This window comes from Ruegeria sp. N7, from assembly GCF_056531345.1.
In genome coordinates this window covers 95,255-109,324 of sequence record NZ_JBQFLR010000004.1, presented here as the reverse complement: position 1 = coordinate 109,324, position 14,070 = coordinate 95,255, and the positions used below count along the sequence as shown (strand labels likewise).

The 14,070-nt window shown below is 56.7% G+C and carries 12 protein-coding genes and 2 pseudogenes; 7 read left to right on the top strand and 7 right to left on the bottom strand.

Translation table 11 applies throughout. The features are described 5' to 3' along the window. Positions 1–4: 4 nt before the first annotated feature. The 4 genes and pseudogenes from ACR0ES_RS07945 to ACR0ES_RS07930 all read right to left on the bottom strand — a co-directional run. A pseudogene (locus tag ACR0ES_RS07945) lies at positions 5–193 on the bottom strand (D-lactate dehydrogenase); the annotation flags it as partial. A gap of 34 nt (positions 194–227) precedes the next feature. Continuing rightward, positions 228–674: pseudogene (locus ACR0ES_RS07940) on the bottom strand (integrase core domain-containing protein); the annotation flags it as partial. A gap of 119 nt (positions 675–793) precedes the next feature. After that, positions 794–1,360 (bottom strand): tetratricopeptide repeat protein, encoded by a 567-nt coding sequence (locus tag ACR0ES_RS07935; RefSeq protein WP_480773740.1) that lies wholly within the window; start codon positions 1,358–1,360, stop codon positions 794–796. 30 nt (positions 1,361–1,390) lie between these two features. Then, on the bottom strand, positions 1,391–1,873 hold the full coding sequence (locus tag ACR0ES_RS07930) for an Lrp/AsnC family transcriptional regulator (protein WP_480475581.1): 483 nt from the start codon (positions 1,871–1,873) through the stop codon (positions 1,391–1,393). 108 nt (positions 1,874–1,981) lie between these two features. Between ACR0ES_RS07930 and putA the strand changes: the two genes are divergently transcribed. Next, positions 1,982–5,380 carry a bifunctional proline dehydrogenase/L-glutamate gamma-semialdehyde dehydrogenase PutA gene (putA, locus tag ACR0ES_RS07925; RefSeq protein WP_480870093.1) on the top strand — a complete coding sequence of 1,133 codons (3,399 nt, stop codon included), beginning with the start codon at positions 1,982–1,984 and terminating at the stop codon, positions 5,378–5,380. Between the two features lie 42 nt (positions 5,381–5,422). After that, positions 5,423–6,166 carry a rhomboid family intramembrane serine protease gene (locus ACR0ES_RS07920; RefSeq protein WP_480870092.1) on the top strand — a complete coding sequence of 248 codons (744 nt, stop codon included), beginning with the start codon at positions 5,423–5,425 and terminating at the stop codon, positions 6,164–6,166. 412 nt (positions 6,167–6,578) lie between these two features. Here ACR0ES_RS07920 and ACR0ES_RS07915 read toward each other — a convergent pair whose 3' ends face one another. After that, entirely contained in the window at positions 6,579–7,355 is a 777-nt protein-coding gene (locus tag ACR0ES_RS07915) for a helix-turn-helix domain-containing protein (protein ID WP_480870090.1), read from the bottom strand. A 78-nt stretch (positions 7,356–7,433) separates the two neighbouring features. Between ACR0ES_RS07915 and ACR0ES_RS07910 the strand changes: the two genes are divergently transcribed. From ACR0ES_RS07910 to ACR0ES_RS07890, 5 genes are all read left to right on the top strand, one after another. Beyond that, complete coding sequence (locus tag ACR0ES_RS07910; RefSeq protein WP_480773743.1) at positions 7,434–8,177, top strand: ABC transporter substrate-binding protein; 744 nt, start codon at positions 7,434–7,436, stop codon at positions 8,175–8,177. Positions 8,178–8,256: 79 nt separating this feature from the next. Further along, complete coding sequence (locus ACR0ES_RS07905; RefSeq protein ID WP_480870088.1) at positions 8,257–8,913, top strand: amino acid ABC transporter permease; 657 nt, start codon at positions 8,257–8,259, stop codon at positions 8,911–8,913. Continuing rightward, positions 8,910–9,647, top strand: a complete 738-nt coding sequence (locus ACR0ES_RS07900; protein ID WP_480557754.1) for an amino acid ABC transporter ATP-binding protein — start codon at positions 8,910–8,912, stop codon at positions 9,645–9,647. The genes ACR0ES_RS07905 and ACR0ES_RS07900 overlap by 4 nt, the downstream gene beginning before the upstream one ends. A 54-nt stretch (positions 9,648–9,701) precedes the next feature. Beyond that, on the top strand, positions 9,702–10,064 hold the full coding sequence (locus ACR0ES_RS07895) for a cupin domain-containing protein (RefSeq protein ID WP_480773745.1): 363 nt from the start codon (positions 9,702–9,704) through the stop codon (positions 10,062–10,064). A 33-nt stretch (positions 10,065–10,097) separates the two neighbouring features. Further along, entirely contained in the window at positions 10,098–11,354 is a 1,257-nt protein-coding gene (locus ACR0ES_RS07890; protein ID WP_480773746.1) for an NAD(P)/FAD-dependent oxidoreductase, read from the top strand. 917 nt (positions 11,355–12,271) lie between these two features. On the opposite strand, the gene ACR0ES_RS07885 is transcribed toward ACR0ES_RS07890, so the two are convergent. Then, positions 12,272–13,057 (bottom strand): inositol monophosphatase family protein, encoded by a 786-nt coding sequence (locus ACR0ES_RS07885; RefSeq protein ID WP_480773747.1) that lies wholly within the window; start codon positions 13,055–13,057, stop codon positions 12,272–12,274. Positions 13,058–13,155: 98 nt separating this feature from the next. Beyond that, positions 13,156–14,061 carry a LysR family transcriptional regulator gene (locus ACR0ES_RS07880; RefSeq protein ID WP_480482174.1) on the bottom strand — a complete coding sequence of 302 codons (906 nt, stop codon included), beginning with the start codon at positions 14,059–14,061 and terminating at the stop codon, positions 13,156–13,158. Between the last annotated feature and the right edge of the window lie 9 nt (positions 14,062–14,070).

The following is a 14,070-nucleotide window of genomic DNA, read 5'->3' as shown; positions in this document are numbered from 1 at the left end:
TTAATCACCTGTAGCTTCGCGCCCTGGACATCTTCCCGTTCCCCGGATTGAAAGAGTTGGTCGGAACGCAGCATTTGTAATGCGCCGCCAAATCGGGTTTGGCTTTGTACATGTGCCCCACATAGTGTTCGGCAGGATATTCCGCACCGCACTCGTCAAACAGGGCCAGCATTGCCGCCTTCAGCGCGCTCGGTCGCGTGCCCCTATCGGGTAGTCCGGTTTGTTTGTTAGTGCATCGTGGGCCTCTGGTCTATCGGGACGATGCTTTCGGGCGCAGGCGGGCAGGAGCCCAACGCACTGTGCGGCCTGACGGTGTTGTAGTGGATACGAGATTGCTCGATCAGAGTTTGCGCCTCCTTTAGGCTTTAGAAGATTTCGCCGTTGAGCAGCTCATCCCGGAACCGGGCGTTGAAGCTTTCGCAATGACTGTTCTCCTAGGGTGATCCCGGTTCGATGTAAGCCGTCTTCGCCCCGACAGCTGCAATCCACTCCCGCACCTTCTGGGCGATAAATTCCGGCCCATTGTCGGATCTTATGAATGCCGGCGGGCCGCGGAGGATGAACAGGTCAGTCAATGCATTCAGCACATCTGTTGAGTTGAGCTTACGATCGACGCGGATCATCAGCACCTCGCTGGTGTATTCGTCAATGATGTTCAGCGTCCGATACACGCCCACGCCAGTCAGAACCCATACCACTGGATAGCCAGTGAACAACTCCGAAGGGGTCCAACACAACCAGTTTGCCCGCAAAAAGGTTAGGTTTCCCTTTCGGTTCTTTCGAAAACCCGGCGTCAAATATCTTGACCGGGCGGTTCCAAAAGACCGCCGGGTTCTAACAATGCCCGCTCTGACAGCCATGGGTTAAGTTCTAGCGCCGCGGCAAGGGCAGCGCGCGCGTCGTCAAGGCGCTTCAGACCCAACAATGACAAGGCGCGACCGCTCAGCGCACCTATATGGTTCGGCGACAACTCGATCGTGACATTCAGATCCTGCAAGGCAGCAGCGAAGTCTTGTCTGAGATAGTTCACAAACGCACGCTGATTGTAGCCTTCGGCGTAGTTCGGGCAGTAATCGACAAGCTGGTCAAGCTCTTCCAACGCGCCCAGTAAATCCCAAGCCTCCCGCCGTGCCATTCCCCGGTCCAGCAAGCCTTGCGCACGCGCATCCGGCGCGTCCGTCCAAAGCTCCCACATCTGGTTGGAAATGGCGCGCGCATCACTTTGCGATTCTGCCTTCCGAACCTGATTGATTAGCGCATCCACACCTTCTGAATGATCCGGAGCATCAGGGCAGGACTGGGCGTGCGCCGCACAAGACAAGGCAACAACAGAAAGAGCAAAGAGGAAAGCGTGTGTCATGTACCAAGGATGGCTCGTAATCCTGATCCGTCAAGCCTGATGCTCGAACCCACCCAAACTGCCGGCTTCCTTAACCGCCTCCATCGCCACAAAGGTCGAGGTGCTGGCGACATGCGGCATGGATGAAATCTTTTCGGCCAGAACACGACGATACTCTGACATCGTGGCTGTGCGGACCTTCAACAAATAGTCGAAATTCGAAGCAATCATATGGGCTTGCTCGACCTCGGCAGTTTTTCGGACAGCCGCATTGAACTCGGCCAGTGCCTTTTCGCGGGTATCGGTCAGGCGCACTTCGACAAAGGCAACGTGGTCCAGCCCCAGTCTGATCGGATCCAGCATCGCCCGGTATCCTTTGATCACCCCGCTTGCTTCAAGCCGTTTCAGGCGCGCCTGTGTCGGTGATTTCGACAGACCAATTTCGCGCGCAAGATCGGCGACCGAAATGCGCCCATCCTCGGCCAGAATTCTCAGAATCGACCGGTCAAACCGGTCCAGGTCAGGAAAGTTCATTTGCGCTGCTCTCTGGCGAAATTTCAGGTGTTCCGCCTTCAATTATCGTAAACTCAGGCGATTGTCCTGAGTTTTCGCAGGTATATTGGCACAAAGACCGGAGGACTCATGTCTCATACCCTGCGTACATTAATCGACACCTCAACCTATGCTGACCAGTCGGCGATCCTTGAAACCCTGATCTCTCAGGCCAGCCTGAGCGCCACGGACCGCGGCGCCATCAGCGCCGCCGCCGCGCAGCTTGTGCGCGACATCCGCTCCAGCACGTCTCCGGGGTTGATGGAGGTGTTTCTTGCCGAATACGGCCTGTCCACCGACGAAGGCGTCGCCCTGATGTGCCTGGCCGAAGCGCTGTTGCGCGTGCCGGATGCCGACACGATTGACGCGTTGATTGAAGACAAAATTGCCCCTTCGGACTGGGGCAAGCATCTTGGGCACTCGTCTTCATCCTTGGTTAACGCCTCAACCTGGGCCCTGATGCTGACGGGCAAGGTTCTGGACGAAGGCAAGGCCTCGCCTGTTGGCGCCCTGCGCGGGGCCATCAAGCGATTGGGTGAACCCGTGATCCGTACCGCCGTGTCGCGTGCGATGAAGGAAATGGGGCGGCAATTCGTGTTAGGTGAGTCCATCAACGCCGCGATGGAGCGTGCGCGCGGGATGGAAAACAAGGGATATACCTACTCCTACGACATGCTGGGAGAGGCCGCGCGAACCGAGGCGGACGCCGCACGATATCACCTGTCGTATTCACGCGCCATCTCGGTCATCGCCGAAGCCTGCACCCATGAGGATATCCGCGCCAACCCGGGAATTTCAGTCAAGTTGTCAGCCCTGCATCCCCGTTATGAACTGGCGCAGGAAAAGCGCGTGATGGATGAACTGGTTCCCCGACTGCGGGCGCTGGCCCTTTTGGCCAAGGCCGCTGGTATGGGGCTAAACGTCGACGCGGAAGAGGCGGATCGCCTGTCTTTGTCATTGCAGGTGATTGAAGCGGTGATGTCCGATCCGGCTCTGGCCGGCTGGGATGGGTTCGGCATCGTAGTTCAGGCTTATGGGCCACGCGCGTCGCTGGTTCTGGACACGCTCTATGACATGGCGGAACGCCACGATCGCAAGCTGATGGTCCGTCTGGTCAAAGGCGCCTATTGGGATACCGAGATCAAACGCGCGCAGGTCGAAGGTGTGGACGGCTTTCCCGTCTTCACCCACAAGGCGGTCACCGATGTGTCCTATATCGCCAATGCGCGCAAATTGCTGGGCATGACAGACCGGATCTATCCGCAATTCGCCACCCACAACGCCCATACAGTCAGCGCCATCCTGCACATGGCCGAAGGTCAGCCTTTTGAGTTCCAGCGCCTGCACGGCATGGGCGAGACATTGCATCAGCTTGTGATGAACAGGCAGAAGACCCGCTGCCGCATTTATGCACCGGTTGGCGCGCATCGTGACCTGCTGGCCTACCTTGTGCGGCGTCTGCTGGAAAACGGAGCGAACTCATCCTTCGTCAACCAGATTGTCGACGATAACGTCCCGCCGGAAGTGGTTGCCGCAGATCCGTTTGTTACTGTTCAAACGCCTCCGCCCCCGCTGCCCACCGGCCCCGAACTGTTCCAGCCGGATCGCCCCAATTCCAAGGGCTTCGATCTGCACCACACCCCGACGCTGGACAAGGTTGACGCAGCGCGGGACCAGTTCCGCGCGTATCACTGGTATGCACAACCCTTGCTGGCTGACGCTGCCAAACCCCAAGCGGATGAGCAGGTAATCAACCCGGCGAATCCTGCCGACAAGCCCGGCGCGGTGGCTCCGGCGAGTGAAGCAGATGTGGAACTGGCGTTGGCTTCGGCAAAGCCATGGCAGGCCCCGGCAGTCGAACGTGCCCGTATCCTGAACTCTGCCGCCGATCTTTATGAAACACATTACGGCGAGTTGTTCGCCCTGCTGGCGCGTGAGGCTGGCAAGTCGCTGCCCGACGCGGTGGCGGAACTGCGTGAGGCGGTGGATTTCCTACGTTACTACGCCGCCAACATTCCTGATGCCGAGCCCGCTGGCATATTTACCTGCATCAGCCCGTGGAACTTCCCGCTGGCGATTTTTTCCGGGCAGATTTCGGCTGCTTTGGCGACCGGGAACGCCGTTTTGGCCAAGCCTGCGCCGCAGACACCCCTGATCGCGCACCGCGCCATTCAATTGCTGCATGAGGCTGGTGTGCCGCGCGACGCGCTGCAATTGCTGCCGGGTGGTCCGGCCGTGGGCGCGGCGCTGACATCGGATGCGCGCGTCTCGGGCGTGGCCTTCACCGGCTCGACAACGACCGCTCTCAGAATCCGGTCGGCAATGGCTGGGGCCATGCGCCCCGGCACGCCGTTGATCGCAGAAACTGGCGGCCTGAACGCCATGATCGTCGACAGCACCGCACTTCCCGAACAGGCCGTGCAATCGATCATTGAAAGCGCTTTTCAGTCCGCGGGTCAGCGGTGTTCCGCACTGCGATGCCTGTACCTGCAACAGGATATCGCAGATGACGTGCTGACCATGCTCAAAGGGGCAATGGACGCCCTGCGCATCGGGGACCCCTGGCTGATCTCTACCGATTGCGGCCCGGTGATTGACGCGCAGGCCCGGCAGGTCATCGCCGATCACGTCGCTATTGCACGGGCCGAAGGGCGCGTTCTGAAAGAGCTGCCGCTACCACCCGAAGGTATCTTTGTTGCCCCCACGCTGATCGAAATCTCGGGCATTGCCGCGCTGGAGCGCGAAATATTTGGCCCCGTATTGCACGTGGCAAGGTTCAAAGCGCAGGAGATCGACAAGGTCATCGCGGATATCAACGCCACCGGATACGGGCTGACCTTTGGCCTGCAAACCCGGATCGACGACCGGGTGCAGCATGTGACCGAAGCAATCCATGCCGGAAACATCTATGTAAACCGCAATCAGATCGGTGCCATCGTTGGCTCCCAACCTTTTGGCGGTGAAGGGCTGTCAGGCACCGGCCCGAAGGCGGGCGGCCCGAATTACATGGCCCGGTTTTGTGCACCGGATCGGCAAATCACGACAGAATCCTGGGAGCATTTGGCAGACCTACCTGCCCCTCAAGGCCAGCCTGCCCCAATCCAAACCCGTTCTCTGCCCGGTCCGACCGGAGAATCGAACCGGCTGAGCGAATATCCCCGCCCGCCTCTTCTGTGCATGGGGCCGGGGGAAACGGCGGCGCGCGCGCAGGCTGAAGCTGTACAGGCGCTGGGTGGAACCGCCATTCAGGCAACCGGAATGCTTGACCTTCACCGGTTAGAGAACCTGACCGGTATCTCTGGTGTCCTTTGGTGGGGGGATGCTGAAACCGCGCAGCAGATCGAACAGCACCTGGCCCGCAGAGACGGCCCCATTTTGCCCCTGATTCCCGGCAGACCCGACCGCGCGCGTGTGTTGGGTGAGCGCCATGTGTGTGTCGATACGACCGCAGCTGGCGGAAACGCTGCGTTGTTGGGAGGTGCGGCGTAAGCTTGCCTTGACGCTGGGCGCGCAAAAGCCCAGCGTCACCTCATGTTTCCGATCCGCGACCATAACCCCTCGGGGCGCACGCCTTATGTTGTCTACGCCTTATTGGCGGCCAACATCCTGATCTTCCTCAGCTATGTGGGGATCATGAATGATGCGCCACTTATTAACCGGCTGTTCTTCGATTATGCCATCATCCCGGCGCGGGTCAGTGACGGGGTTGGTCTGGAAACCCTTGTGACATCCATGTTCCTGCATGGGGGATGGATGCATCTGGCCGGGAACATGCTGTTCTTGTGGATATTCGGCGACAATCTGGAAGACGAAATGGGCCATCTGCCCTTTTTGCTGTTCTACCTGGTCGCAGGTATCGGCGCAGGTCTGATCCATGTGGTTACAGGGCCGGACTCTCAGGTGCCTACCGTCGGCGCCTCGGGCGCGATTGCGGGTGTCATGGGGGGATACCTGCTGCTGTTTCCCAAAGCGCGTGTGGATATTCTGCTGATCCTGGTTGTCTATTTCAGGGTCTTTACCATCCCCGCTTTCATCATGCTGGGCGTATGGTTAGCGATACAGTTCTTTGGCAGCGTCACCAGCAACCCGGACGAAGGCGGTATCGCCTACTGGGCCCATACCGGCGGATTTGCAGTAGGGCTGATCCTATGCGTGCCGCTATGGCTGCGACGCGGTGGCGTGCAATTCTGGAACCGCACGCACGGGCACCCGCCCCACCCTGAGGCAAAGTACAAGCTGTCGCAGTCACGTATACCGCGCGTTCCGCGTCGATAAAGCTGAACTGAGGGGCGATCAGCCCATGGGCGCTATCTTACCAAATCGAATACCAAAATTGGGTAGCCCACGCATCCTGTGAGCGGTTGTTGCCGTTCGTGCAGAACGCGGCGAAGGTGCCAAGAGAACTCGGGGTCAGCATGCCAGATTTGGTGCGCGTGTTCGCGGCATGGGAACCGCCGCGGCTGCTTCATTCTCAACGCCGCCGCGCGGGTTAAAACCAGCCATTCAAGCTTGGCCCTGCGAGATTAGATTCCAAAATCAGGGTTGCAAGGCACGCTCGCCGTTCACCGGCACGGTAATTGTTCGCACCTGAGGTGTCAGATTTCGCTCCGAGCAGCCAGGTGCGTTGCCCAAGCTCCGAAAAAAGTTTGACGTTGAGCGGTTCATTGCTGAACACCCTGCCTCAACACTACCAGATTGGAGGAGTCGTTGCCCAGATAACCCTGCATTTTCCCTCGCCAAGGTTTCGATACCGATGAGGGAGGCTACTTTCAAAATGAAATGAATCCCCTTGGTTCAGGATATGCGGCCTGCCATCAATCGATATTTCCAGACATCCTTCAATCACGACCCCGCATTCCTCACCGGCATGAGAATACGGTTCATCACCTGATCCGCCACCCGGCTCAAGATCTAGATCCATGACCTGTAATTCACCTTCGTCGTGCGCTGTCAAAAAGGACTTGAACACCCCTTTACTGCTGAGATCAATTGACCTGCGGTGATTGGCCCGAACGATATAGCTCTCATCATCTGCCGCCTCGTTTTCATCTACACTGAACAGCTGTAGTACCGACAACCGCAACGCGCCACTGATCGAGCGCAAGACCCGAACCGACGGCGACGATAACCCCCTTTCGATTTGGCTGAGAAGGCCCACCGATATCCCTGCCTCGTCAGAGATATAAGTCAGTGTAAGTCCCAGTTCTTTACGCCGATCGCGTATCGCGCGACCAAGTCGCACGTCTTCGCTTACTCCATCCGTTGCAGCCGCTGCTGAGTGATTTGAGTTGTTTGGCATAATGATAAAGACACGCTCTCTTCGTTGCTTGAATACGAAGAATACCTTCCACCACTCTTCATGTCCATGAAATACACCCAGCTTTTCACATTGACCGTGGAAGAAGCCCGCATAAGCATAATATTTCATTTTAATGAAAGAATGTCGAAAATTTTTCAATCTCATCTACACTCGAGGAATGTTGACCTGTCAGGCGGGTCCGCAGGACCTCAGAACAGTGAAGAACCAACAAGGAGAAGTTTCATGAACATGAAAATACTTACCACACTCGCTGCAGCGACCTGGCTGTCTGTTGCGAACGGCACTTTCGCGGAAACTCTTAATGCCGGGGTAACGACCACGGGTGTGCCGTTTACGTTTGTTGATATCCAAACCGGACAACCGACAGGAGCCATGGTTGACATTGCAAATGCGATTGGTGCGGAAATCGGAATGGAGATGCAATTTGAAGTTACTGCGTTTTCGGCACTCATTCCCGCGCTGACCACAGGAAAGATTGATCTTATCTCTGCGGGCATGCTGATCACCGACAAACGCGCAGAGGTCGTTGACTTCTCAGACAGCCCCTACAGCTATGGGGACGCCATGTTCGTCGCTGCGGACAACCCTGAAAACTATACGCGAGACGATCTAGCGGGCGAGGTGATTGGAGCGCAGGTTGGAACTGTGTACGCGGATTCCCTGGCGGAGATTGGGGGATTCGGCGAGATCAAGTTGTATGACTCGATCGTAGATATCATGCGCGACGTTCAACTTGGTCGGATCAAAGCGGGTTTCGGCGACGGCCCCATTGTCGGATACCAGATTTCACAAAATCCCAATCTGGGTGTTCGTCTGGTTGAAGGCTATGAACCAATGAAACCGGGCAGAGTCGGGTTGGCTGTAGACAAAGGAAATGCCGAGCTGCTGAAACAGGTGAACGAGGCGTTAGCAAAGTTGCAGAATTCGGGTGAGCTGAAGGCCATCTTCAACAAATACGGCCTTTGAGAAACTTCCCTATCCAGCAAGAGGGCGCTGGCAGCTCACCAAGTGATGTGCCAGCGCTACGACCGTAGGAACAGCGCCAATGTCAACCTTTCTTGAACGCTCGATCGAGTATCTACCTCTGCTTTGGAGTGGATTGAAGCTTACAATTGCCGTCACAGTGCTTGCACTGCTTTTATCAACCTTGTTGGGATTATTGTGGGCTCTGCTCAGAACTTCAGGAATCCCAGTCCTTGCTCAAGGTATTCGGTATCTGACAGAATTCATACGCGGCATCCCGATCCTCGTGGTTTTGTTCTATATCTATTTTGTGATGCCCGAAATCGGCATCGACCTTACCGCGTTTCAGGCTGGCATCATCGGGTTGGCGCTGACCTATTCCTACTATATCGGCGAAACCTTTCGTGCGGGGATAGAGGCGGTAGACCGCGGCCAGGTAGAGGCGGCAAAAGCCATCGGAATGAAGCACGGTATGATGATGCGTCGAGTGGTACTGCCGCAGGCGTTTAGAATTGTCCTGCCACCCTATGGCAACAATACGATCATGCTACTCAAAGACAGTTCACAGGTCTCTGTTATTTCAGTTGCCGAGTTGACCATGCGGGGAAAAACACTGGCTTCTTCAACCTTCGACAACATGACAATTTTTACTTTGGTTGCGCTGCTTTACCTGAGCTTGACCATCCCCCTGAACATCGCGATCCGGCGAATGGAAAACAAAATGGGCGACGCAAAATGATCGAATTCAAGGAGGTTCATAAATCCTTCGGCTCACTGAACGTGTTGCAAGGTATCAACGCCAATGTCGAAGTGGGCGAAGTTGTTTGCCTTATCGGGCCTTCGGGCTCTGGTAAGTCAACGATGCTCCGGTGCGTAAACGGTCTGGAATCTTACCAGGCAGGTGACATTCTGATCGATGGGAAGCGTGTCGATGTCGCATCACCGACAATTCACCAACTTAGAGCGCAAGTGGCTATGGTGTTCCAACGTTTCAACCTTTTCCCCCACCGAACGGCTTTGGAGAATGTCATGGAGGGGCCGCTTTATGTTCTGAAACAGGACAAGTCCGAGGTGCGGGATCGCGCAATCGGATATCTGGAGCGGGTCGGGTTAGCCGAAAAAATCAACGCCTACCCTGCCTCGCTGTCCGGCGGGCAACAGCAAAGGGTCGCTATTGCCCGGGCCTTGGCTATGCAACCCAGAGCCATTTTGCTCGATGAACCGACATCGGCACTTGATCCGGAAATGGTCGGCGAGGTGTTACAGGTTATGCGCGCCCTCGCTGAGGAGCACATGACCATGTTTGTGGTGACCCATGAGATTCAATTTGCCCGGGAAGTCGCTGACCGCGTGCTGTTCCTGGATAAGGGTCAAATCGCTGAGCAGGGTAAGGCGCAGGAAGTTTTGCGAAATCCAACACATCCGCGCACCCAGGAATTCCTTAGGCGGGTCACACACCCTGAACAAGGGTGAAATGATGCTGGTTAAATCCAGCCTCTGCCCCAATGACATTTACGGAGAACAACAATGTTCAATCTTGTTGGCCTGAAAGATCTCGATGCGATCCAAGTTGGCGACTACAGACCCAAACCGACAACCCTGACGCCGGGGCAACAGGAAGCTACTGCACCCGTTTACACATCGCCAACAGGCGATACCAAGATCGGTATCTGGGAATGCACTCCGGGCGAGTTCACCGCAGACCGTAGTGGCATGGCAGAATACTGTCACATTCTGTCCGGTTCGGCGACGATCACTGATGCCGATGGTGGCCATTCCGTAACCCTTGGCGCGAATGATTTTCTTGCCCTGCCCAAAGGTTGGAAAGGCACCTGGGCAATCCACTCCCACGTCCGCAAGCTCTATTTCCTGGTAGAGAATACAAATTGACGACCGTATTTTGAGTTTCGGAGTTTGACCGCAATGCTAGACTCTATCTGGTCCGCCACGGCAAATAGCACCCCAAAATTCCCCGCTTTGGCCGACAACTGCAAGGCTGATGTCGCGATCGTAGGCGCAGGTTACACTGGCCTCTCCTGTGCTCTTTCTCTTGCTGAAGCGGGTGCAAACGTCATCGTCGTTGAAGCTGAGCAACCTGGATTTGGTGCCAGTGGGAGAAATGGTGGTCAGGTCATTCCCGGCCTCAAGTACGATCCTGACAAGCTGGACCGCATGTATGGCGAGGTAACCACCGAATTTGTCGGCGGTGCTGCGCAACATGTGTTTGATATTATCGATAGACATAACATCCAATGTGACCACCGCCAGGACGGCTGGATTCAGACAACTGTAAAAACCTCGCATATCCCCACTTTGCAAAGCCGGATGCAGCAATGGGAAAAGCGGGGGGCCTCCGTCGAATGGCTGGATGCTGCGCAGGTCGCTCGTCAGACGGGTTCAAGAAGGTTTGTTGCAGGTTGGAAAGACCGGAGGGCTGGCTGTGTGCACCCGCTGAATTATGCCACCGGGCTTGCACAAGCGGCTGCGGATGCCGGGTGTAAGATTTACGGCAAGACCCCTGTTTCCCGGATACAATCAGATGGCGCGGGATGGAAACTGTCGGTAGGCGAACAAGGGCAGATCAAAGCAGATCAGGTGGTGCTGGCGACCAACGGCTATACAAGCCACCTGTGGCCCGGATTGCGCCAGACAATGGTGCCCGCCAACAGTTCTCAGGTGGCCACAAAGCCTCTGCCCGAAAGCATTAGCCAATCAATCTTGCCCGAAGGCTGCGTTGTATCGGACACTCGGCGTATCGCTAATTATTTTCGGATTGGCCCGGGGAACCGTCTCATGGTGGGGGGGCGAGGACATTTTGCAGAACCACGCGGGCCGAACTCTTTCAAACGTATCCATGCTGACTTGAAGGCGCTTTTCCCTTCTCTGGAAAATCAAGAGTTGGAATTTATGTGGTCTGGACGCGCTGCAATGAATTTGGACCACCTGCCTCATATCTATCAACCGGCTGCCGGAGTCACGGCCGCACTGGGGTATAATGGCAGAGGTCTGGCGCTTGGCAGTGCATTGGGGGCGGCAATTGGTGCCCATCTGGCGAACTCTTCCATCCCTCTGCCGTTGCCGGCGGACCGGATGAAGCAGCTCCCCTTTCATCGCTTGCACCCATATTACGGCACTGCCGCGATCTGGTACTTTCGTCTGCGGGACTTACTGGAGAGGTGATCTGAGAATCGACCTGCCGCATCAGCAAGCACCTGGAAGGATAGCAGCGGCCCCATAGCACGGCTGTCATGTCCGGACGTGGTGCTCGGGATCGGCTGGCAGCGTGACGACAAAGTGTGGAAGTACTCTATGGGAAGCAGGTTCTCCTTTCGCGTGGCCTTCCACTCGCGCTTCGCCGGTCTCTGGCTTTCGCGGCAAAGCCAGTTTTAGCCGAACTTGTACACGTCATGCTGAACACATCGCTATTTGGTGACGATTGTTGATACGCGGGCCATCCCGAACGGACAATGAAATCGGCACCGCTCTCCAGAATATACTCCAGCCGCGACGGCCTCTCATTGGCGCGGGCACCATCGGCAATATCCCCGGTATGAACCGGAAAGTGCTTGTGGCATTCACCACTATGCCCGTCGGTAACCTCAATGGCCCGGAATATGTCCGTCGCCCCGCAACGATATGTAATCGCCACGCCTGACCATTCTTTCTGGGTCCCATGACCGTTATTCCGTCAACCAATGAGGCAACCGAACGGTCATGTGACCAGATCTTGATCTTATCCGCCAAAAGCATCTGGCATGTTGTTTCCAGCCAGCTTGCACTCCCGCGGGGCCGCTTCAATACACCAACGTCATACAAACCGTGATCTCGGCAGACGCTGCGCAGGCCGAAGCGGACGATAGTGAATGGCCATAGGGCCTATGATGCTGGCAAGCCGCAAAAGTGACTGGGAGACCGCGACCTTCCGGCTGCGTCGGCAGGCACCGGCTTCCCGTGCGGCCACCCAAATGTCAACTACATCACCATGAACGGAAACAAGCCCGCTCCGGCCCTTTAACTCGGGAATGAAACCAGTCCTACGCCTTCCAAAACAGAGCAAGACTGATTTATGGATCGCTTAAGTTAGCGCCTGTGGGCGATCAGCCCCGGATCACTTTGGCGAATTGATCAAAGATTGGTTCATTCGAACAGATCACTTCACCATCTTCCAGCGCGTTACCCTCGGGGTTCAGGGCCTGCACAAAGCCGCCCGCCTCTTTCACGATGATGATACCGGCGGCGACATCCCACGCGTTCAGGCGGCGTTCCCAGAAGCCTTCGTACCGGCCCGCAGCCACATATGCCATGTCAAGCGCCGCAGCACCCCAACGGCGCACACCGGCGCAAGCGGGCATCAGACGCGCCAGATCCTGCAGGGTTGCAGGCAGGTCAGAACGACCCCCAAAGGGCAGGCCGGTTGCAAAGATCGATTCTATCATGCGGTGACGCCCCGACACTCGAATTCGGGTGTCGTTCATCCACGCGCCCTCGCCTTTTTCGGCAAAGAACATCTCATCCTTGGCGGCGTCATAGATCACGCCGGCTACGATCTTGCCTTTGTGCTCCAGCGCGATGGAAATCGCCCAGTGCGGCAGGCCATGCAGAAAATTGGTGGTGCCGTCCAACGGGTCAACGATCCAGCGGCGGGTCGGGTCTTCTCCGTCGATGGAGCCACCCTCTTCAGCCAGCCAGCCATAGGTCGGGCGTGCGCCCAGCAACTCGTCCTTCAGGATGGCTTCGGCCGCGATATCGGCCTTAGACACAAAGTCACCAGCGCCTTTCATCGACACCTGCAGATTCTCGACTTCACGAAAGTCCTTGACCAAAGAACGCCCCGCCTTGCGCGCGGCCTTGATCATGATGTTGAGATTTGCACTGCCAACCATTGTAAAAAGGCTCCTGTCCGGTCAAACCGCGCGTATACTGCCGCAAGGCTTCCTTGCCAAGAGGAATGATGTGCATAACAGACCCGCAGAAAACGCCTCTACCGGGATTGCAGCTTGCGCGCCTCTTCGCGGGCCAGTTTCACCAGTTCCTGCACATAGGGCTTGTCCAGATCTTCTGAACGGACCGCTGCATAAAGGCGACGCGTGATCCCCTCTTTGGTCAGGGGGCGGGTCACATAGTCCGAGTTGTATTTGACCTCGCGCACGACCCAATCCGGCAGAACCGAGATGCCTCGGTTTGAGGCCACCAGAAGCAGGATGACAGCTGTCAGTTCCACCTGCCTGATCGAGGCGGGTTCGACCCGTGCAGGGATCAACAATTGGCTGAACACATCCAGACGTGTGCGTTCCACCGGGTAGGTGATCAGGGTCTGGCCTCGGAAATCCTCAGCCTCGACATAGGCTTTTTCCGCCAGTGGATGGGCTGATGCAGCGACAAAGACGGGGTTGTAGTCAAACAGCTCCACAAACTCGACACCCGGCAGGTCTTCGGGATCGGATGAGACCACCAGATCAACCTCTTCCTTCTGCAAGGCTGGCAGGGCGTCGAAGGCCAGACCGGGTCGGATATCGACATCCACGTCGCCCCAGGATTTCCTGAAAGATTCAAGAACCGGAAACAGCCATTCGAAACACGCGTGGCATTCGATGGCGATATGCATCCGCCCGGTACGCCCGTCCCGCAGCGATGAAAACTCATTCTGTGCCGCCTCGACCTGCGGCAGGATCTGCTCGGCCAACCGCAGCAGACGCAAACCGGCGGCTGACAGCTTCATCGGCTTTGAACGTCGCAGAAACAGCTCGACCCCGGCCTGATCCTCCAACCCTTTGATCTGATGACTCAATGCGGATTGAGTGATGTTCAACTGGTCGGCAGCGCGCGCCAACCCACCGCATTCATGGATCGCCTTTATGGTACGCAGGTGCCGGAATTCAATATGCATCTCAAGTAT

Coding starts and splice junctions, on each gene's coding strand:
- ACR0ES_RS07935 (WP_480773740.1), bottom strand. CDS start 1,360: ATGACACACGCTTTCCTCTTTGCTCTTTCTGTTGTTGCCTTGTCTTGT.
- ACR0ES_RS07930 (WP_480475581.1), bottom strand. CDS start 1,873: ATGAACTTTCCTGACCTGGACCGGTTTGACCGGTCGATTCTGAGAATT.
- putA (WP_480870093.1), top strand. CDS start 1,982: ATGTCTCATACCCTGCGTACATTAATCGACACCTCAACCTATGCTGAC.
- ACR0ES_RS07920 (WP_480870092.1), top strand. CDS start 5,423: ATGTTTCCGATCCGCGACCATAACCCCTCGGGGCGCACGCCTTATGTT.
- ACR0ES_RS07915 (WP_480870090.1), bottom strand. CDS start 7,355: ATGAGATTGAAAAATTTTCGACATTCTTTCATTAAAATGAAATATTAT.
- ACR0ES_RS07910 (WP_480773743.1), top strand. CDS start 7,434: ATGAACATGAAAATACTTACCACACTCGCTGCAGCGACCTGGCTGTCT.
- ACR0ES_RS07905 (WP_480870088.1), top strand. CDS start 8,257: ATGTCAACCTTTCTTGAACGCTCGATCGAGTATCTACCTCTGCTTTGG.
- ACR0ES_RS07900 (WP_480557754.1), top strand. CDS start 8,910: ATGATCGAATTCAAGGAGGTTCATAAATCCTTCGGCTCACTGAACGTG.
- ACR0ES_RS07895 (WP_480773745.1), top strand. CDS start 9,702: ATGTTCAATCTTGTTGGCCTGAAAGATCTCGATGCGATCCAAGTTGGC.
- ACR0ES_RS07890 (WP_480773746.1), top strand. CDS start 10,098: ATGCTAGACTCTATCTGGTCCGCCACGGCAAATAGCACCCCAAAATTC.
- ACR0ES_RS07885 (WP_480773747.1), bottom strand. CDS start 13,057: ATGGTTGGCAGTGCAAATCTCAACATCATGATCAAGGCCGCGCGCAAG.
- ACR0ES_RS07880 (WP_480482174.1), bottom strand. CDS start 14,061: ATGCATATTGAATTCCGGCACCTGCGTACCATAAAGGCGATCCATGAA.